The sequence below is a fragment of the Proteus sp. G2675 genome (assembly GCF_963886535.1).
In the GTDB taxonomy this organism is placed as follows: domain Bacteria; phylum Pseudomonadota; class Gammaproteobacteria; order Enterobacterales; family Enterobacteriaceae; genus Proteus; species Proteus mirabilis.
The window spans coordinates 56,170-76,792 of sequence record NZ_CAWPCB010000022.1 but is presented as its reverse complement, the minus strand read 5'-3'; the positions used below and the strand labels follow the sequence as shown (position 1 = coordinate 76,792).

18 protein-coding genes and 1 riboswitch are annotated in these 20,623 nt (G+C 40.3%); of the genes, 10 read left to right on the top strand and 8 right to left on the bottom strand.

Translation table 11 applies throughout. From position 1 onward, the window contains the following. Window positions 1–12: 12 nt before the first annotated feature. Both AACQ49_RS05350 and plsY read right to left on the bottom strand, forming a co-directional pair. Window positions 13–711: an RraA family protein gene (locus AACQ49_RS05350; protein WP_004249461.1), complete on the bottom strand. Its 699-nt coding sequence runs from the start codon at window positions 709–711 to the stop codon at window positions 13–15. A 368-nt stretch (window positions 712–1,079) separates the two neighbouring features. Then, entirely contained in the window at window positions 1,080–1,736 is a 657-nt protein-coding gene (gene plsY, locus AACQ49_RS05345; protein ID WP_004245577.1) for a glycerol-3-phosphate 1-O-acyltransferase PlsY, read from the bottom strand. Between the two features lie 104 nt (window positions 1,737–1,840). On the opposite strand from plsY, the gene folB reads away from it, so the two are divergent. After that, on the top strand, window positions 1,841–2,191 hold the full coding sequence (gene folB / locus AACQ49_RS05340; protein ID WP_004245575.1) for a bifunctional dihydroneopterin aldolase/7,8-dihydroneopterin epimerase: 351 nt from the start codon (window positions 1,841–1,843) through the stop codon (window positions 2,189–2,191). A gap of 19 nt (window positions 2,192–2,210) precedes the next feature. On the opposite strand, the gene AACQ49_RS05335 is transcribed toward folB, so the two are convergent. Together AACQ49_RS05335 and AACQ49_RS05330 are read right to left on the bottom strand one after the other, a co-directional pair. Beyond that, on the bottom strand, window positions 2,211–3,434 hold the full coding sequence (locus AACQ49_RS05335) for a multifunctional CCA addition/repair protein (RefSeq protein WP_161778923.1): 1,224 nt from the start codon (window positions 3,432–3,434) through the stop codon (window positions 2,211–2,213). Window positions 3,435–3,461: 27 nt separating this feature from the next. Beyond that, a complete protein-coding gene (locus AACQ49_RS05330) occupies window positions 3,462–4,082 on the bottom strand; it encodes a TIGR04211 family SH3 domain-containing protein (RefSeq protein WP_012368329.1) in 621 nt (206 codons plus the stop codon). 219 nt (window positions 4,083–4,301) lie between these two features. On the opposite strand from AACQ49_RS05330, the gene AACQ49_RS05325 reads away from it, so the two are divergent. The 3 genes from AACQ49_RS05325 to hldE all read left to right on the top strand — a co-directional run bounded on the left by AACQ49_RS05325 (window position 4,302) and on the right by hldE (window position 9,609). Continuing rightward, window positions 4,302–5,225 carry a CYTH domain-containing protein gene (locus AACQ49_RS05325; protein WP_004245571.1) on the top strand — a complete coding sequence of 308 codons (924 nt, stop codon included), beginning with the start codon at window positions 4,302–4,304 and terminating at the stop codon, window positions 5,223–5,225. Window positions 5,226–5,249: 24 nt separating this feature from the next. Next, on the top strand, window positions 5,250–8,084 hold the full coding sequence (gene glnE, locus AACQ49_RS05320) for a bifunctional [glutamate--ammonia ligase]-adenylyl-L-tyrosine phosphorylase/[glutamate--ammonia-ligase] adenylyltransferase (RefSeq protein WP_161778922.1): 2,835 nt from the start codon (window positions 5,250–5,252) through the stop codon (window positions 8,082–8,084). A 100-nt stretch (window positions 8,085–8,184) separates the two neighbouring features. Then, complete coding sequence (hldE, locus tag AACQ49_RS05315) at window positions 8,185–9,609, top strand: bifunctional D-glycero-beta-D-manno-heptose-7-phosphate kinase/D-glycero-beta-D-manno-heptose 1-phosphate adenylyltransferase HldE (protein WP_004249466.1); 1,425 nt, start codon at window positions 8,185–8,187, stop codon at window positions 9,607–9,609. 312 nt (window positions 9,610–9,921) lie between these two features. Here the strand turns inward: hldE and ubiK are convergent, their stop codons facing one another. Next, window positions 9,922–10,230: a ubiquinone biosynthesis accessory factor UbiK gene (gene ubiK, locus AACQ49_RS05310; RefSeq protein ID WP_004245566.1), complete on the bottom strand. Its 309-nt coding sequence runs from the start codon at window positions 10,228–10,230 to the stop codon at window positions 9,922–9,924. A 201-nt stretch (window positions 10,231–10,431) separates the two neighbouring features. Further along, window positions 10,432–10,591, top strand: a riboswitch (FMN riboswitch). Window positions 10,592–10,715: 124 nt separating this feature from the next. On the opposite strand from ubiK, the gene ribB reads away from it, so the two are divergent. Together ribB and ygiD are read left to right on the top strand one after the other, a co-directional pair. After that, window positions 10,716–11,369 (top strand): 3,4-dihydroxy-2-butanone-4-phosphate synthase, encoded by a 654-nt coding sequence (gene ribB / locus AACQ49_RS05305; RefSeq protein ID WP_004245565.1) that lies wholly within the window; start codon window positions 10,716–10,718, stop codon window positions 11,367–11,369. Between the two features lie 175 nt (window positions 11,370–11,544). Further along, window positions 11,545–12,330 carry a 4,5-DOPA dioxygenase extradiol gene (ygiD, locus tag AACQ49_RS05300; protein WP_004249471.1) on the top strand — a complete coding sequence of 262 codons (786 nt, stop codon included), beginning with the start codon at window positions 11,545–11,547 and terminating at the stop codon, window positions 12,328–12,330. Between the two features lie 134 nt (window positions 12,331–12,464). On the opposite strand, the gene AACQ49_RS05295 is transcribed toward ygiD, so the two are convergent. The 3 genes from AACQ49_RS05295 to tolC all read right to left on the bottom strand — a co-directional run bounded on the left by AACQ49_RS05295 (window position 12,465) and on the right by tolC (window position 16,090). Beyond that, on the bottom strand, window positions 12,465–13,628 hold the full coding sequence (locus tag AACQ49_RS05295) for a glutathionylspermidine synthase family protein (RefSeq protein ID WP_004245561.1): 1,164 nt from the start codon (window positions 13,626–13,628) through the stop codon (window positions 12,465–12,467). Between the two features lie 7 nt (window positions 13,629–13,635). Continuing rightward, complete coding sequence (locus tag AACQ49_RS05290) at window positions 13,636–14,364, bottom strand: DUF1190 family protein (protein WP_004249472.1); 729 nt, start codon at window positions 14,362–14,364, stop codon at window positions 13,636–13,638. Between the two features lie 328 nt (window positions 14,365–14,692). After that, entirely contained in the window at window positions 14,693–16,090 is a 1,398-nt protein-coding gene (gene tolC / locus AACQ49_RS05285) for an outer membrane channel protein TolC (RefSeq protein ID WP_004245559.1), read from the bottom strand. Window positions 16,091–16,303: 213 nt separating this feature from the next. Between tolC and nudF the strand changes: the two genes are divergently transcribed. The 4 genes from nudF to parE all read left to right on the top strand — a co-directional run bounded on the left by nudF (window position 16,304) and on the right by parE (window position 20,601). Next, window positions 16,304–16,933, top strand: coding sequence for an ADP-ribose diphosphatase (gene nudF / locus AACQ49_RS05280; protein WP_017827538.1), 630 nt, complete (start codon window positions 16,304–16,306; stop codon window positions 16,931–16,933). Window positions 16,934–17,164: 231 nt separating this feature from the next. After that, entirely contained in the window at window positions 17,165–18,004 is an 840-nt protein-coding gene (cpdA, locus tag AACQ49_RS05275; RefSeq protein ID WP_004250217.1) for a 3',5'-cyclic-AMP phosphodiesterase, read from the top strand. Window positions 18,005–18,007: 3 nt separating this feature from the next. Beyond that, entirely contained in the window at window positions 18,008–18,598 is a 591-nt protein-coding gene (gene yqiA, locus AACQ49_RS05270) for an esterase YqiA (protein WP_161778921.1), read from the top strand. A 107-nt stretch (window positions 18,599–18,705) separates the two neighbouring features. Next, window positions 18,706–20,601, top strand: coding sequence for a DNA topoisomerase IV subunit B (gene parE / locus AACQ49_RS05265; RefSeq protein WP_004245554.1), 1,896 nt, complete (start codon window positions 18,706–18,708; stop codon window positions 20,599–20,601). The last annotated feature ends 22 nt before the right edge of the window (window positions 20,602–20,623 follow it).

The following is a 20,623-nucleotide window of genomic DNA, read 5'->3' as shown; positions in this document are numbered from 1 at the left end:
CACCTTTATTTATTATATACGTCCCGTTATATTGATAAGTTCTGGTAAACGTTGTCCATGTTTGATTTTTTCTAGCATGTTATTTTCAATGCTATCTATCTTAATCGCTTCTTCTAGAACATTATCGACGAGTGAAAAAGGGATAATCACGGTGCCATTAGGGTCGGATATCACTAAATCACCACTACAGATTGTGGCATGCTCAATGGTGCATTGAGTGCCAGTCTCACTGACAAAATAAGCGCCTTGTGTATCTGTAGGAGTAAGATTGGTGGCAATGACTGGAATGGTTAGATTGGTGAGATCTTTCTTGTCTCGTACCGCTCCCCCTAAAATAACTCCTTCAAAGCCTAATTTTTCAAAATAAGTACAACTCATGCCACCTGCAAGTGCTGCTTCTGTTATTAGTTCATGTCCTCCGGCTATATAGAATAATCCTTTTGCATCTGTTATTTCAGGGACTAAAAAAGAACTAACTTGTTCCCACGTAGAAGGTTGTTTATTTAAAATAGATTTTTGTTTTCTAATTAATTTCCATTGCACAGTATAAGCTTGTCCAACAGAATAAAAGTTTTCTAGGTTAATACTTTTTAATTGACTATTTAATACAATGGTTTTTCCTAAACTATCGAGAATATCGACTAATGTAGGAGTACTAAGTTGCATTCTTTTTATTAATGCAATTTTATTGGCAGATATTTTTTGTAGCATGGTGAACTCCAATGTTTCACAGAGTTAAATGATTATTTTTTTATGGTTATTAATTAATAGATGTAAGTTGGTTTTTTTTCAAGCTATTTATTTCGTTAAATTTGATTTTTTATATAAGTTTATCTTATTTAAGATTTTTATTTTTAATGTTTTTTTGTAATAAATAAAACCAATGTTGATATATTTAATCTAAATATAGAAGGGTATTATTAATAATGTTATTTATTATTTTTATTTTTCGAATATAAAAAGGGTGTTTTTTTATGTGTGATTATTTTTAATTTATTTATATTTTATAATAGAATTTTATTATTAAATAAAAAAGGTCACTTAGTTAATAAATGACCTTTTTTTAATAAGGATAAGCGTTAATCTTCTTTTTCTTGCTCTTTGGCTTCTTGGATTATCTCTTTATCTGTTTTCTCTGTCTTTTTTTTCAGCTTATGCCAAATGCGACTCTCTTGTCCTCGCCATAAACGTTGAATATTGTCATGATGACGGTAAAGTACTAAGCATGATAATAGTGCAACGGGATAAGTGAATTCGGGTTTAAACCACCAGACATAAAATGGGGCAAGCAATGCACTGATAATAGCACCCAGTGAGGAATAGCCACTGAGTAAAACAGTTAGTAGCCATGTTCCCGCAATCAGTCCGCTAAGATCCCAACCAATAGCAGCGATAGAGCCAAATGCAGTAGCAACCCCTTTTCCGCCTTTAAAGTGGAAAAAAACAGGGTAAATATGGCCTAGGCAAGCCGCTATTGCGACAATACCGAGATAAAAGGGAGGCACATTTAGGTAATAGGCGAGCCAAACGGGGATCATCCCTTTTAGGACGTCACAGATAAGCACAGATGCCGCTGCAAGTTTACCACCAATACGTAGCACATTGGTGGCGCCAGGATTACCAGAGCCAAATTTTCTTGGATCAGGGAGTCTTGCCAGTCGGCAAATCAAAATCGCGCTGGAGATTGAGCCGCACAAATAGGCGAAGATGATCATTCCAAGTGCGTTAGCACTCATTTGTATTCTCCAATGTTGATGAACGTTCGTTAGACATGTATGGATAATACGCATATTTCATCGGAAGTGGTATCCGATGAGCAGAAAAAATAAGAGATGACGTGATGGATATCGTATTTATTGAACAATTATCAGTAATAACCACAATCGGTGTTTATGATTGGGAAAAAACCATTAAGCAAAAGTTAGTGTTCGATATCGAAATGGAGTGGGATAATAAGCGCGCATCCCAAACCGATGATGTTGCTCACTGTTTAGATTATGCCAGTGTCAGTCACGCCATAATAGAGTATGTGGAAAAGCGACGTTTTGAATTAGTCGAGCGTGTTGCTGAAGAAGTGGCACAGCTACTGATAACTCAGTTTTCTGTACCACGAGTCAAAATAAAATTAGCTAAACCAGGGGCGATAGCACAAGCCGCCAACGTCGGGGTGATTATTGAGCGTTACGCTTAATATTTGCCACACACAATAGTTAAAGTCGCGATTTCCATTCTATTATCGCGACTTCTCTTTGTTTAGTTAATGCTTCTCGTATGGCACTGCCTTTTAAACCACGACTGACAATTGATTTAACATCAACTTGATTGGCAATCTTAAAGGCTTGGCGAAAAAATATTCCTTGGGGATAAGGCAAATTTTCTGATCCTTGGCGTCCCCTTGCATCGGCCTCGCTAATTATAGCGAGTTGATCGATGCGTTCTGGTTTGCGCCAAGCATCAATCGCATCGAAAAGTCGAATTATTTTTGAGGGGCGCATTTTTTCTATGCGGTGGAGATGATCGTGATATTTGGCTGCCAGTTTGGCGAGATCACGTATCTGGTTAGGAATACGATAACGTTGGCACAGAGCCTCAACTAAAGGAACACCCGCAGGGCCATGTCCGTGATGGTGAGGCCAATTTTCTACCGGGGTAACACCTTTACCGAGATCATGACAAAGTGCGCTAAAACGTACCGCGATATCGTCAGTCAACCGGCTGGCCATGGCTAATACCATCATGGTATGGATACCCGTATCAATCTCAGGATGCCACTTTTTAGGGGCAGGAACGCCAAAGAGTGCATTAATTTCAGGGAAAAGTATTTTTAGAGCGCCACATTGATGTAAGATCTCAAAATAGACTTGTGGGGCTTGGCTGCGAAGTGCTTTTTCCGTTTCTTTCCACACTCGTTCAGCCGTGAGGGCATTTAATTCACCACTGTTTGTCATCTCTTGCATCAATGACATCGTCTCCGGCGCTATTGTAAAACCTAAAGGGGCAAAACGAGCCGCAAAACGAGCGACACGTAGTACCCTTAATGGATCTTCACTAAATGCATCAGAAACATGGCGCAGTAATTTGGCATGAATATCATCAATGCCATGATAGGGATCGATATATTCACCTTTAGCAGAGTAAGCAATGGCGTTAATGGTTAAATCACGCCGTTGCAAATCATCTTCTAAGGTCACATCAGGGGCTGCATAGCAGGTAAATCCCGTGTAACCTGAGCCTGATTTTCGTTCGGTACGCGCTAAAGCGTACTCCTCGTGAGTATCAGGGTGAAGAAAGACCGGAAAATCTTTACCCACTTGTTGGTAGCCTTGTTGTAATAGTGTCTCTGGCGTTGCGCCAACCACTACCCAATCTCTGTCTTTTACCGGTAAATTTAATAGTTGGTCGCGCACAGCACCACCAACAAGATAGATTTTCACGGGATCTTGATCCTTAATTGCCTGTGATTAATTCATCCAACGGTCATTACGCTTACGGCGACGAGGAATAATATGTGGCAATATTAAACCCAAAATAAGACCAGCACCGGCAACACCACCACCATACATAAACCACTGTAAGATGATATCACGCTGCCTATCATCTAATTGTTGATTAGCAAAATCGAGTTTTTTCTCAGCAACCGCTAATTTTGTTCTCATCTGCTCATTTTCTTTTTTCAAACCATTGATAATTTCATCGCTGTTTGACACTTTATTTTGCATGTCAATTGTGCGCTGGTTCCAGCTTTGGTCGATATTCGCTAATTTATCGCGTAGGGTTTGGATCTCTTTTTCCATAGCCGGAATGCGAGTGCGCATACTCGGTTGTGTACTTAATTGATTTTCTGGTAACCAAACTGTCCGATCTTTATCGTCTTTGATTTGCACATAACCTGTAGCGGCATTACGAGAAAGTACCGTAACTGTTGCCCCTGAACTTAATGAGCCAACAATACGGTATTGATTACCAGGGCCACTGTGAACATAGGTGGATAATTCATCGGAAACATAACGAGTTTCTGCGTGTGAGCTCAGAGAAACGCCTAAGCCAAGTAAGGAAAGAAAAAGTAAAGGTAATTTTCGCATTATGTTTTCAACTTTTTTATCTATACAAGAGAATATTTTTACTGATACTAAAGAGTAAAGTTTGCGTAAGCAAATAGTAAACCAGAATGAGAACAGTCTTAACTGATAGAATATAAGGGTAATCTGCCTTTTATTCATTATTGTGAATAGACTACCATTTGCGAAATAACAATGCGTTAAATATTTTACTAATCGATTGATTTACTTAAGGGAAATAGAATGAGCCAATTAGAAACCGAACTCAAACTTAGTGCGATACCTGCCGCTATTCCTCAGATTATTCAGCGCATTCTGACTTTGCCATACCAGCATACACCACCGCATAAATTGACTAATCTTTACTTTGAAACCTCCGATAATCAGATGCGTAATTGGGACATGGGGCTACGTATCCGTGGCATTGACTCTCATTATGAAATGACAATTAAAACAGCGGGTAAAGTAGTTGCGGGGTTACATCAACGCCCAGAATATAATGTGACATTAAATGAGCCAACCCTCGATTTAACCCGTTTCCCAGCAGAAATTTGGCCGGATAAGACCGATTTAACGGCATTACAAGCACAATTAAAGGTTCTTTTTCATACCGATTTTCATCGTGAAATTTGGCTGGTGGATTATTTAGAGAGTCAAATTGAAGTGGTGCTAGATAAAGGCACTATTCGTACAGCGCAATATGAATTACCTATTGAAGAGTTTGAACTGGAGCTAAAAAAAGGCCAAGTGGCGGATGTGATTGCTTTGGCGACTTTTTTAGGTGAACAAGGGGGATTACGACTTGCTTCACGCAGTAAAGCTGCCCGTGGTTATTATCTTGCTAAAGATAAGCCCGCATTATCGTTAAGTGTGGTCAATCTTGCACCTAATGACACAATAGCGGAACAACTGACTAAGTGGTTAGCGGCTATTCAAGCGTTAGAAGAAGCTATTTTTGCTAATCCGACGCCACCAACACTCACTATGCCCGCTATGTTAGCACTGTTTTCTGATTGGTGTAAAAAGCAGCCTCAGTTACCTGAATCAATGCAGCAAGCACTCGATAATCTTTCGTTGTTATCCTTTACCCGCGCAACGGATTATTATCATGTGTTATGGCTGAATTTTAAATTATCTGCAATGGCGTGGTTGCTGGCTATCGCTTAATTTTCTGACAATTGAGAGTTTATTATGTCTGCTAACAGTGTGTTTCAACAATTATGGGATAAAGCACAATGCACGTTTTCTACAAAGCTCAACGAGCTTGCCCCTTTTAGTGAGCGAGAGCAGCAATTTTTTGCCTTTAGCCCCTTTGCAACCGAGCATTTACGTGTCAATCCTCACTGGTTAACGGAAATCAGACAAACACCACCTGTTAGTGATGAGTGGCAAAATTACTCATCTCAATTAAAGCAACAACTCACTCATGTTGATAATGAAGATGACTTGATGGCCATTTTACGACAGTTCCGTCATCAACAATTAGTGCGTATTGCCTGGTCACAATTTTTCCAACTCTGTGATACACCCTGTACACTCAAGCAATTGAGTGTACTCGCGGAAACCTTGATTAGTGTCGCCAAAGATAAGCTATATCAGCAATGTTGCCAACAGTGGGGAACGCCTTGTGATAGAGAGGGAAAACCTCAGCCATTACTTATTTTGGGAATGGGCAAGTTAGGTGGACTTGAACTGAATTTCTCTTCTGATATCGATCTTATTTTTGCCTATCCTGAAAATGGTGTGACTCAAGGTGGGCGACGTGAATTAGATAATGCTCAGTTTTTTACCCGATTAGGGCAAAAACTGATTAAAGTGTTAGATCAACATACAATGGATGGTTTTGTTTATCGTGTAGATATGCGTTTACGTCCTTTTGGCGAAAGTGGCCCTTTAGTGATGAGCTTTGCCGCGCTTGAAGATTATTATCAAGAGCAAGGGCGTGATTGGGAGCGCTATGCGATGGTAAAAGCGCGTGTTTTGGGGGCAGAAAAAAAAGAGTATTGCCAAATCTTACGCCAAATGTTGCGCCCTTTCGTTTATCGTCGCTATATCGATTTTAGTGTGATCCAATCTCTTCGTAATATGAAATCGATGATAAGTCGTGAAGTACGTCGTCGAGGGATGATTGATAATATAAAGCTTGGAGCGGGGGGGATACGTGAAATTGAATTTATTACTCAGGTTTTTCAATTAATTCGAGGCGGTAGAGAGCCTGAGCTACAAAGTCATTCACTATTAACAGTGCTTAATGTCATTGCTAAATTGGAATTACTCTCTGCACAAGAAACATCACAGTTAGCAGATAGCTATCTTTTCTTACGTCGATTAGAAAATCTTCTTCAATCTATTGCGGATCAACAAACACAAACGTTACCTGACAATCTTGAAGATAAGGCACGACTGGCGTTTGCGATGGGATTTGACGATTGGCAAATGCTCTATCAACAAATTAACCAAAAAATGCAGGCTGTTTCCGTTATTTTTACGCAATTAATTGGCGAAGATGATGAAAATGAAGATGAAGAAGATGTCAGCGAATTTAAGCGATTATGGTTATTAGGGCGTTTACCTGATAGCGTAACGCTTTTTCATCAAGAGCTAACGGCAGAAGATAGGCAAGCTATTTGTCAAACACTGCAACTGTTTCGCCAAGATATCAGTAAACGTACTATAGGGCCTAGAGGGCGTGATGTGCTTGATGCGCTAATGCCTAAGTTATTGGCTAAAGTGTGCCTTCAACCACAAGCGTTGGTGATCTTACAGCGTATCACCCCGTTGCTATTGGGCATTGTAAGTCGAACCACTTATCTAGAGTTAATGCAAGAGTCTGATGAAGTATTAACCCACGTAGTGCGCTTATGTGCTGCATCACCGATGATTGCTGAACAATTAACACGACATCCATTATTATTGGATGAATTACTCGATCCTCATTCCCTCTATCAACCATTACCATTAAATGCCTATCAGGACGAATTACGTCAATATTTATTGCGTGTGCCAGAAGAAGATGAAGAGCAACGTTTAGAAGCATTACGCCAATTTAAACAAGCCCAGCTATTGCGTATTGCCGCAGAGGATATTGCAGGGGTATTACCGGTGATGAAAGTCAGCGATCACCTAACCTATTTAGCGGAAGCCATTATCCATGCCGTTGTTCACCAAGCATGGTCCTATATGGTGAAACGCTATGGGGAACCTGCGCATTTAGCGCAACGAGACGGTTTAGGTTTTGCGGTCGTTGGGTATGGCAAATTAGGGGGCTGGGAATTAGGGTATAGTTCTGATTTAGATTTGGTTTTTTTATTAGATTGCCCAATGAATATTCTGACAACGGGGGCAAAACAGATTGATGCTCGCCAATTCTATTTACGTTTAGCGCAGCGTATTATTCATCTATTTAGCACCAGAACCTCTTCCGGCGTGTTATATGAAGTAGATGCACGCTTACGTCCTTCCGGTGAATCAGGTATGTTGGTAAGTACTATTCAAGCCTTTGATGAGTATCAGAAAAATGAAGCTTGGACTTGGGAGCATCAAGCATTAATTCGTGCAAGAATGATTTATGGCGATGACCAATTACAGCAGATGTTTGCACGTACTCGCCATGAAACATTATGTTTAGCACGTAACGCAACTGTACTGCAGCAGGAAGTGCGTGAGATGCGCCAAAAAATGGTACAGCATTTGGCACCCACTCAAAGCAATACATTTGATTTAAAAGCCTCATCAGGGGGGATCACTGATATTGAGTTTATCGCACAATATTTGGTATTGCGCTTTTCACATCAATATCCGGCTTTGACCCGTTGGTCTGATAATGTGCGAATTTTGGAATTAATGGCAAAATACCAAGTGATGAGTGAACAAGAGGCTCAGTTATTAACTCAAGCTTATGTCACCTTACGTAATGAGCTTCATCATCTTGCATTACAAACATTACCTGCGGTTGTTGATGAACATTGTTTTATAACAGAACGGCAATGGGTATTGAGTAGTAAACAAAAATGGTTAGATGAATAAACGCTCTTTTTTGTTCACACTATTCTGATGAGTTTCGCTTTTTGCGTAACAAGTTATGGTATTATTTCGGCTTATTTTTGAAAATAATGTGGAGTATGGGATGAAAGTAACGCTGCCGGATTTTAATAAAGCCAATGTGCTGGTTGTCGGTGACGTCATGTTAGACCGTTATTGGTATGGTCCTACAAGTCGGATCTCACCAGAAGCACCAGTGCCTGTGGTAAAAGTAGATACCATAGAAGAGCGTCCGGGTGGTGCAGCTAACGTTGCAATGAATATTGCTTCTTTAGGGGCTAATTCTCGGTTGGTGGGGTTAACCGGCATCGATGAAGCGGCAAAAGCATTAAGCAATACATTAAGTCAGGTTAATGTGCGTTGTGATTTCGTCTCTATTGCGACACATCCAACTATTACTAAATTACGTGTCCTATCACGTAACCAACAACTTATCCGCCTTGATTTTGAAGAGGGATTTAGCAATGTCTCTCCAGAGCCAATTTATGAGCGTATTCAACAAGCATTACCCTCAATGGGTGCCTTAATTTTATCGGATTATGCTAAAGGTGCACTTTCTCACGTACAGCAAATGATCCAATTAGCTAAAAAAGCAGGTGTGCCGGTACTAATCGATCCTAAAGGCAGTGATTTTGAACGCTACCGTGGTGCCACACTCTTAACACCGAATATGTCAGAATTTGAGCAAGTGGTGGGCGTTTGTCATACAGATGATGAGCTAGTAGAAAAGGGCACTCAACTAGTAAAAGATTTAGCACTTGATGCACTATTGATCACTCGTTCAGAGCGGGGCATGAGTTTATTACAAGCCAATGAAGCGCCATTGCATTTACCCACTCAAGCACAAGAAGTTTATGATGTGACAGGGGCGGGAGATACGGTTATCGGCGTGCTTGCTACTGCGTTAGCTGCAGGCAAACCATTAGCGGAAGCGTGCTTTCTTGCCAACGCTGCGGCTGGTGTGGTTGTGGGAAAACTGGGAACGTCAACGGTTTCTCCTATTGAGCTTGAAAATGCTATTCGCGGGCGTGCTGATAACGGCTTTGGTATTATGGAAGAGTCACAACTCAAACAAGCGGTTGCTTTAGCGCGTCAACGTGGTGAGCGCATAGTGATGACAAATGGTTGTTTTGATATTCTTCATGCTGGGCATGTTAGTTATTTAGCTAATGCACGTAAATTGGGTGATCGCCTGATTGTTGCGGTAAATAGTGATGCATCAACTAAACGATTAAAAGGTGAAAGTCGCCCAGTCAACCCATTAGAGCAACGAATGACCGTATTAGGCGCGTTAGGGGCAGTTGATTGGGTTGTCGCGTTTGAAGAAGATACCCCACAGCGTTTAATTGCATCAGTATTGCCTGATATTTTAGTAAAAGGTGGCGATTATAAACCCGAAGACATTGCTGGCAGTAAAGAGGTGTGGGCTGCGGGTGGTGAAGTGAAAGTACTTAATTTTGAAGATGGTATTTCCACAACTAATATTATTAATGCCATTAAAAAGAAATAATTAAGCTGTTTATTATAATTGAAAGGGCACTCTAATGAGTGCTTTTTTAATACCTTAAAATAGGACTAATTAGTCTATTAATTAAGCTATTAAATCATTTTTCATAATTAATTTTATGCGTTATTGATGATGAGTTTCTGCTTTGTTACTTATCTTTGCACTAATTTTAAAGAGAGCGAAGATAGCGGGATATCACTTTGCGGTTTATTATAATTGGAATAGTGATACCTAGGGTGCTAATTTTCTGTTTTTAATAAACTACCCTGTATCTTTTGCAGTGATACAGGGAGTAATAAATCATATTGTGATAGCTTATGCTTTATCGTCAGTTTTTGCTTCTACAATAGTTTCAGTTATTTCAACTTGGGCTACTTCAGTTTGTTGTCCTGCTTCCAACTCATTTAAACGTTGCTCTAAACGAGCCAATTTTTCGCGAGTACGTAACAGCACTTGTGTTTGCACATCAAATTCTTCGCGATTAACCAAATCTAATTTGTTTAATTGAGATTGAAGTATTGCACGGATTTTCTTATCAATATCATCACCTAAATCTTTGATACCTTGTGGTAGTACATTTTGGATTTGGCGAGCGACTTGTTCAATTTTTTTTGGGTCCAGCATGGATAGTCCTCACAATAAAATAGAAAGCTATGCTAAGTGTAATATGAGGGCTGTGGGAATAAAACCTGATATCGATATTATTGTTATATTTTTATGATAAATCGTTAAATTATTTGCCTATCAATAACAGATTAGTGTGATTTGACAAGGGTTATTGTGGATTGGGATTGCCTCTTATTATTTTAAAGCGTATAGTTTCTCTGTTTATCTCAGGGCGGGGTGAAAGTCCCCACCGGCGGTAGATACCTGAATAATCAGGTAAAGCCCGCGAGCGCTTTGTATTACCAATGTGATGCAAAGGTCAGCAGATCCAGTGTAATTCTGGAGCCGACAGTTAAAGTCTGGATGGGAGAGAATAAAATAGCATCAGTGAGATCCTTGTATCCATTCCTGTTGTTTCTGCTTGTCTATTTATACAGCAGAGATCCACTCCTAAGACTGCCCTGGTTCTGGTAACTTTCATTAATTATTGAGGTTTTTTTACCATGAATCAGACGCTACTTTCCGAATTTGGCTCTCCATTAGAGCGTGTTGAGCGTGCGCTTGAAGCCCTTCGTGCCGGTAAAGGTGTGATGGTGCTTGATGATGAGAACCGTGAAAATGAAGGCGATATGGTATTTGTCGCAGAAACCATGACCACAGAACAAATGGCGATGTCTATTCGTCATGGCAGTGGTATTGTGTGTGTCTGTATTACCGAAGAGCGCCGCCAACAACTCGATTTACCTATGATGGTAGAAAATAACACCAGTCATTTTCATACCGCATTTACGGTAACTATTGAAGCAGCCCAAGGGGTGACTACGGGAGTTTCAGCAGCAGACCGTTTAACGACAGTACGTGCAGCTGCTGCTGATAATGCAAAACCAAGTGATTTAAATCGTCCAGGTCACGTATTCCCATTACGAGCGCAACCTGGTGGTGTATTAACACGTGGTGGACATACTGAAGCTTCTATTGATTTAGCAACGTTAGCGGGTTTTAAACCTGTTGCCGTGTTATGTGAATTAACCAATGACGATGGCACCATGGCCAGAGCGCCAGAAGTTGTCACTTTTGCTAAACAGCATGATATGCCAGTGTTAACGATTGAAGATTTAGTGGCTTATCGTCTTCGCGAGGAGAAGAAAGCGGGCTGAAATTAACAAGTTAAAACGACACTGAAAACACACACACACTTATTCAAGCCACTTAAGTTTCCCTAAGTGGCTTTTTCATATTTTTTGAATAACTATTTCACACTTCTTTGACTATATTTCAAGTAAGAAGGCAGTATGCTAAATGCCATAGATAGCAAGATGATAAGAGGTGATTATGGACAGAAAATTGATGCCAGCGCTATTTGTTGGACATGGCAGTCCAATGAATGTATTGGAAGATAATAAATATACTCGCCTCTGGACGACGTTAGGAGAGACACTGCCTAAGCCTAAAGCAATATTAGTCATCTCAGCGCATTGGTATACGCAAGGGACTTATATTACAGCGATGACTCATCCTAAAACAATTCATGATTTTTATGGATTTCCACCAGAGTTATACCAAATAGAATATCCTGCAAAAGGCTCCATTGGTCTCGTTGCATTAATTGAAGATCTGATTGATCCGATGAAATTAAAACTGGATATGGAGCAATGGGGATTCGATCACGGTAGTTGGGGAATATTAGAGAAGATGTACCCTAATGCTAATATTCCTGTTGTTCAGTTAAGTATTGATGCTAACCAATCGCCACAGTGGCACTATGAGTTTGGAAAAAAACTGGTTGAGCTACGTAGAGAAGGTGTATTAGTGATTGGCAGTGGTAATATCGTTCATAATTTAAGAATGATGGATTGGCAAAATGACCAAGCAGAGCCTTACTCTTGGGCATTATCTTTTAGTGAAACAGTAGAGCGCTGTTTACAAAGTGATAAAGTGCCTGAAGCGCTTTTTACCATTTTATCAACGCAAGAAGGGCAACTCGCACACCCAACAGCAGAACATTTTTTACCTGCATTATATCTACTGGGTTTAAAACAGCCGGATGAAAAAGTAACTTTATTAAATAATGATATTATTAATAAATCACTTAGCATGATGACCTTTCAAATTGGGTAAAATATTCAATAAAACTAATTGATAGAATGTTAAGGCTAAATTTATTTTTTAGGTGTGCCATAAAGCCCCGCCCTTTAGTTTAGGGCGGGGGGCAATGCTAGACAATAAGTTTTGCTATCACAGCAATTGCGTTATTAATCTAAAATAATATGTGGATAGAAACGAGACAGATCTTGCGTGATAAGCTCTTTATCTTCTCGAATACAAATACCAGCAGATTGGTCGTTAACTAGCCAGCTACCAATTAATGTATAGCTATCACCAAATTTTGGCAGTGGATGGAAGTCCTGAACAATAAAGCCTTCTTCACCGTAAGGGCCATCAGCAACAGCGATATCTTTACCATTTTCAACGATACGAATATTCGCCCCTTCTCGTGAAAAGAGCGGTTTGATGACATAGCGTGATAACGAATCTGGCGCTTTACCGTCATAAAAATAAGCCGGTAATAAATTAGGATGATTAGGGAACATTTCCCACAGCATTGGCAGTAACGCTTTGTTGGAAATAATACTTTTCCAAGCTGGCTCTAACCAACGGATCCCTGCATCAGCAAGTTTGGTCGAGAAATCTTCACGGAACATAAACTCCCAAGGATAGAGTTTAAACATATTGCTGATGATCTGGTCTTGTAGATCGGTCAGCTCACCCCGTTCACCTAAACCAATATCTTCAATAAAAACAAAATCGGTAGTGACTTCTGCTTCTTCTGCACAATCTTGTAAATATTGTACGGTACCGCGATCTTCTTGCGTATCTTGGCAACATGACATGTGCAGATAACGCATACCATATTGATCACGCAATTGAGCGAATCTGTCGATCAATTTTTCTTGGATACTATTAAATTGATCGGCATTTTGTGGCAAACGACCCGCATTGATTTGATCTTCAAGCCAGATCCACTGGAAAAAAGCAGACTCATACAATGAAGTTGGTGTGTCGGCATTATTTTCGAGTAATTTTGCCGGCCCCTTACCGTCATAAGCTAAATCAAGACGTGAATAAAGCGATGGTTGCGAGGTTTTCCATGACTCACGGACAAAATCCCAGCAATGGCGAGGAATTTGAAAACGAGTCAATAGCTCTTCACTATTAGCCACTTTATCAGCGACTTGTAAGCACATCTGATGAAGCTCTTCCGTGGTTTCTTCTAATGTTTCCACTTCTTCCATTGAAAATTGATAATAAGCATCTTCACACCAGTAAGGCTCGCCATACATGGTATGGAAGTTAAAACCATATTCAGTGGCTTTTTCGCGCCAATCAGGACGTTCAATAATTTGTTCGCGTTTCATGGTTTAATTAACCACCTGCACGATATGAAGAGGAGCCTGTTGAGCTACGGTTGTTATTTGTCGCGCTTGCACGTTGAGCTGCCGCTTGTCGTGAAACGGTATTACCAAAGCCACCACGCGTAATGGTTGATGTTGTAGATGGTTTTGGAGTCATGGCTGTTTTAGGGACGTTCATTTGACGACCACCGACAGCAGGACCATAGTTACGACCCGTTGCATCAACAAACTTACCATTAGCTGGGCTGCTTGGATTACGTGAGCTAAATAAAGGCTGTGCTGGTGCGCCACCCCCCATTAAACGCCCCATCATATAACCTGCCATCAGTGGCATAAAGAAGCTACCACCAGAGTTAGCTTGTGCCATTTGTGAACTATCAGGGTTGAGGTTATTGGCGTTTTCGGTGTTAACGGGGTTACCATCAATTGAGGCAGTTTGTGTACATTGCGCATCACCAAATTCAGCAACACAATCTTCCATTGTTGCGTATTTAGGTGCAGTACGTTGAGCTTCTTGTAATGCCGTGCGGTAAGAATCTTCACATTGTGCTGCTTGTGATGGATTCGCTTGCGCACATTCTTGTGCATTCATATACAGTGAAACCGTCTCATCACTCTCTTCACACCCTGAAAGGGCGAATACCGCGGTGATGGCGATGGCAACAGGCGCCAGACGATAAGGGCGAAATGCTTTACGAAAAGCATCGCGATTAATCGATTTGGTACGTTTCATTGTCATATTGGTAAGATCCATAAAAAGTAAAACGTTCAAAATAAAAGCTAGGATAGGTTAAATAGGTTAGAAAATAAATAAGAAACACCTAATCATCAGCGATTAGCAGAAATTTGTGATCTTCATAGGGATAATGGCAATGAAATCAGCTAAATCCTCTATTTATTAAATAAATAATGATTAGGTTATTTATAAATTTAAGTAATGGGCATTAGGTGAATTTATTTTTAATCTATTTGTAACCAAAAATGTTTTTTCTCGCTAGTGTATAAAAAAACCGCTTACCCGTATATCACTGTAAGCGGTTTTGATGGTTAACGGTGTCTATTAACGATTAATTTGTCGTATTCAGTACGGGACTTGTTAATGGACGAATAATGTTGTCAGGGGAAGTGGAAATCTCTTCACCCAACGCATTATTTAACTGAATTAAGTCATTTTCGTTTAAGGTACCACGTGCATATTGAATATTTAATTGGTTAATCAAATAGTCGTAACGTGCACTTGATAATTTTTGTTTAGCATCATAAAGCGTTGTAGTTGCATTTAAGACATCAACAATAGTACGAGTACCCACTTGGTAGCCAGCTTCAGTTGCATCTAAAGAGCTTTGCGCGGATACAACCACTTGTTGATAGGCCTTAATGCTACTGATGGAAGCTGAAATATTGTTATAAGAAGAACGTGCAATTTGTACGATAGAACGGTATACCGATTCTAACTGCTCACTGGCACTGGTAAAGCCATATTGAGCTTGTTCTACTTGTGAGCTCGTTCTGCCACCTGTATATAATGGAATGCTTAAAGAGAGTCCGATGCTGCTTTGACCATTATAGCTATTACGGCTGTTAGCAGGTGTTTCTGGTGGTAAAGCACTACCGTGATTATGACTGTTTGAGACACCCGTTGAAGCATTTAAATTTACGGTTGGCAAATGACCTGATTGCGCTAAACGAATATTTTCACGGGCTAAATCTTGACCTAAACGAGCACTGAGTAAGCTTAAGTTACGCTCTTCTGCGTCTTTTAACAGTTTATCAATGGCGTCTGGTGGAGTGGTGGAAAAACGTGCGATATTAAGTGAAGCCAGATTAATATAATACACACCGCTGACTTGGCGCAGTTTTTCTAATGCGTTATCCAGTTCATTACGTCCAGCCACTTCTTGTGCCAACACGCTGTCGTAGTTTGCACGCGCATTTTGTACGTCAGTAATCGCAACAAGCCCCACATTAAAACGCTGTGTAGTTTGATCTAATTGGCGATAAACCTGCTCTTTTTGTGCTTCAATAAATGATAAGGAGTCAATGGCACGCAGAACATTAAAATAAGCTGTTGCGGTATCTAAAATAAGCTGTTGTTGGCTTGTTTGATAGGTAACATCACTCATACCCGCCGTTTTTTCTTGCATGGTCAATTGACGCCATAAAGACATATCAAAAATAGTCTGAGTCAGCGTTAAATTCGCACCAAGAGAGTTAGACTCGGTATTTTTAGCATCACGATAGCCACTTTTATAATCAATAGAAGCGCCTAATCCTAATTGTGGTAATAATGGGCTACGTGCCTCATTGATTTTCTCAAAAGCTTGATTGCGTTCAGCTAATGACTTACGTAATTCTGGGTTACTGTCCTTTGCTTTTTGATAAACTTGTAGCAGATCCTCAGCCTGACTTGCAGTGCTGAACCCTGCCAAACTCATCGTGACTAAAAGAGAGAGCAGTTTTTTCATTTTAATTCCTTGTTGCAACAGTTTCGCTGAGTTGCCTCTGTTAATCTTGTATAGAAACAATTCTAGCAGATTGTTTCCCTAAGTAGGGGTAGCCATTTGTGCCATATCCTTTTATTTTAGGTTAACTTTACAGGATTTGCGGGCAAATATCTTTAAATCTGTATTAAACGTATGCAATAAAAAAAGACTTAAGTATAACCAGAGGAATATTGTATGAACAAAAAGGAAAATACACCATTTTTATATACACGTAATGATGTTGAGCTGATAAGTAAAAAAACACGCTATAAAGGCTTTTTCCGTATGAACGAGTATCGTTTCAAACACCGTTTATTTAAGGGAGGATGGAGTGCAGAAGTTAAGCGAGAAGTGTTCGAACGTGGTCATGCGGGTGTTTTATTGGCTTATGATCCTAAACGAGACGAAGTTGTATTAATCGAACAAATTCGTATTCCAGCTTATGAAACAAGTCAAACACCTTGGTTATTAGAAGTGATTGCCGGCATGGTGGAAGAAGGAGAAAGCCCTGAAGAGGTGGTAAGACGGGAAGCCACAGAAGAAGCTGGGATCACAATAGGTCGTTGTAAGCCCATTGTAAGTTACCTTTCAAGCCCCGGAGGAACCAGTGAGCGGATGTATGTCTATGTAGGGGAAGTGGATGCCACAACAGCAACAGGCATACATGGGCTAGCTTGTGAAAATGAAGATATTCGTGTTCATGTCGTCAGCCGAGAGCAGGCTTATCAATGGGTTGAAGAAGGGATAATTGATAATGCCGCTTCCGTCATCGCACTTCAGTGGTTACAGCTTCATCATGTCACCTTAAGAAAAGATTGGTTGTGATAATTGCCAAAAGAAACTTTATTCGTCACTATGAAAAGATATGATAAATGACGTAATTATCTTTAAAGTATATGAATATACAATCGATTAAGCTTGAACATAAGAGATAAAAAATGTGACTGGTAGCGAGAATATTTCTCAATAATCTTTTGAAATGTGTATTGGGTGGCAGATCTTTAATACAAAATTACGTTAAAATAACGGCTAGTAAGAGAGAAACAAGGAAACCTTTTGGAAAGCCAGCTTGAATTGTCGGTGGATCAACAACACACCGTTAGAATATTACAAATCACAGATACCCACCTTTTTGCTAATGTGGATGATACCTTGTTGGGAATTAATACCTATCGTAGCTATCATGCGGTATTGGACGCGATTAAACAGCAAGGGTTATCGATTGATTTGATTGTTGCTACTGGGGATTTAGTTCAAGATCAATCCTTTGCAGCTTATCAGCATTTTGCTGATGGGATTGCAAGATTACCTTCACCTTGTGTGTGGTTACCCGGTAATCATGATTATCAACCAGCAATGATTGATGCTTTAAATCAGGCAGGCATTCTGTCGGCAAAACAAGTGTTAATTGGTGAACATTGGCAATTGTTATTATTAGATAGCCAAATTCAAGGTGTTCCCCATGGCGAGTTATCTGACTGTCAGTTAGATTGGCTAACACGCTGTCTAGAAAGCCACAAAGAAAGAGATACTGTGATCTTATTGCATCATCATCCGATGCCTTCTGGCTGTACTTGGTTAGATCAACATAGTTTAAGAAACTCTCACCAGTTAGCTGAGCGTGTTAAAGATCACCCTCAAATAAAAATGATGCTATGTGGTCATATTCATCAAGAAATGGATGAAATGTGGAATGGTATTCGCTTATTAGCAACACCCTCTACCTGTATTCAGTTTCGCCCGCATTGTACTAATTTTTCTTTAGATACCGTTTCACCAGGTTGGCGCTATTTGGAGTTATCATTATCTGCACAGGGTAAGAGGAATATTGATACTCAAGTACATCGTCTAGCGGGTAAAGATTTTTGTCCAGATCTTGACGCGGATGGCTATTAAGTCATGTCTCGTATCCTCTATTTACATGGTTTTAATAGCTCGCCTCAATCAGCCAAGGCGCAAGGGTTTAAAGAATGGTTATCAGTCACTCATCCTGATATTGAGCTACTTGTACCCCAATTACCCCCTTATCCTCAGCAAGCCGCTCAATTAATTGAAAAATTAGTAAAAGATAATGCCAATGATAAGTTAGGATTAATTGGCTCGTCGCTGGGGGGCTATCTTGCTATTTGGTTATCACAACGTTTTCATTTACCTGCAGTGGTGGTGAATCCCGCGGTTCGCCCGTTTGATTTGCTACAGGATTTTTTAGGCGATAATGAAAATCCTTATACTCATCAAAAGTATAGATTAGCACCTCACCATATGGATGAGTTACTTGCCTTACGTATTCCTACGATAACTTCCCCCGATCTTATTTGGTTGCTTCAACAAACTGGAGATGAAATACTTGATTATCGTCAAGCGGTTTCATATCTTGGCGCTTGTAAGCAAACAGTAGAGCAGGGAGGAAACCATGCTTTTGTTAATTTTGAACGTTTTTTCCCGGAAATTGTTCAGTTTTTGAAAATAACATCGTTTTCGACTCATTAACCTGCAATACTGGGGTTGATGTCTCAATTCAAAAATGAATATCATATTACCGCTAACACCTGTTATTATAAACAGTATTCTCAAACAGTGAACCGCAGATTAAAACAATGACTCAATCAAGTTATAATGCAAAGGATATTGAGGTTCTTAATGGTCTAGAGCCTGTACGTCGGCGTCCTGGTATGTATACCGATACCACTAGACCGAACCATTTGGCACAGGAAGTGATAGATAATAGCGTGGACGAGGCGCTTGCGGGGCATGCAACCAAGGTCGAAGTTATCTTATATGCAGACCAATCTATTGAGGTTATCGACAATGGGCGAGGAATGCCGGTTGATATCCATCCAGAACTGAAAGTCTCTGCTATTGAGCTGATCCTTGCCCATCTTCATGCCGGAGGAAAATTCTCCAATAAAAACTACCAATACTCTGGTGGCTTGCATGGTGTCGGGATCTCAGTGGTTAATGCGTTATCAAAGCGTATTGAAGTCACCGTGCGCCGAGAAGGCAAAATATATCAAATTGCTTTTGAGAACGGTGATAAAGTTGAAGAGCTACATCAAATAGGTACGTGTGCTAAACGAGATACAGGAACCAGTGTTCATTTCTGGCCGGATAGCACTTACTTTGATATTCCTCGTTTCTCATCAAAAAGCTTATCTCATGTATTAAAAGCCAAAGCGGTGTTGTGCCCAGGCGTCAATGTCTCTTTTACCGATAAAGTCAATAATACCCAAGAAACGTGGTGTTACGCTGATGGTTTAACTGACTATTTAAGTGAAGCTGTCGCTGAATTTGTTCGCCTGCCTGAAGAGCCATTTACAGGGAAATTTGAAGGTGATAACGAAGCCGTTGAATGGTCAATGCTTTGGTTGCCGGAAGGCGGTGATTTACTCACAGAAAGTTATGTGAACCTCATTCCAACCGTACAAGGTGGTACACACGTTAATGGTTTGCGCCAAGGTGTATTAGATGCCATGCGCGAGTTTTGTGAATTCCATAATTTATTGCCAAGAGGCATTAAATTAACCGCAGATGATACATGGGAGCGTTGTGCTTATGTGTTATCAGTAAAAATGCAAGATCCTCAATTTGCAGGACAAACCAAAGAGCGTCTATCGTCACGTCAAACCAGTGCCTTTGTTGCTAGTGCAGTAAAAAATGCATTTAGTTTATGGTTAAACCAAAACGTTCAAGTCGGTGAATTACTCGCTGAAATGGCTATTAGTAGTGCGCAACGACGTATGCGTGCGGCTAAAAAAGTGGTGAGAAAAAAACTGACTTCGGGGCCTGCATTGCCGGGTAAATTAGCAGATTGTACTTCGCAAGATTTACGTTATACCGAACTCTTCTTAGTTGAAGGGGACTCTGCGGGGGGCTCTGCTAAACAAGCTCGCGATCGTGAATATCAAGCGATTATGCCTCTACGTGGTAAAATTCTTAATACTTGGGAAGTCTCTTCTGATGAAGTATTAGCGTCACAAGAAGTGCATGATATTTCTGTGGCGATCGGGATGGATCCTGATAGTGATGATTTAAGCCAATTACGTTACGGAAAAATTTGTATCCTTGCGGATGCGGACTCCGATGGTTTACATATCGCCACTTTGCTTTGTGCTTTATTTGTTCGTCATTTCCCGGCATTAGTAAAGCAAGGTCATGTCTATATGGCTATGCCACCTCTTTATCGTATCGATTTAGGTAAAGAAGTGAGTTATGCCCTTGATGAAGCAGAAAAGAACGCTATTTTGCAACGCCTTAGCCGTAAAAAAGGTAAGCCAAATGTGCAACGCTTTAAAGGCTTAGGTGAGATGAATCCACTGCAATTACGTGAGACAACGCTTGATCCTAATACACGTCGTTTAGTGCAATTGGTGATTGATGATGAAAATTATCAAGAAACGTTGGGCATGATGGATATGTTACTTGCCAAAAAACGTTCTGAAGATCGCCGTAACTGGTTGCAAGAAAAAGGCGACGAAGTTGACATCGAAGTGTAATGGAACTCACCAAGCGTCTGAG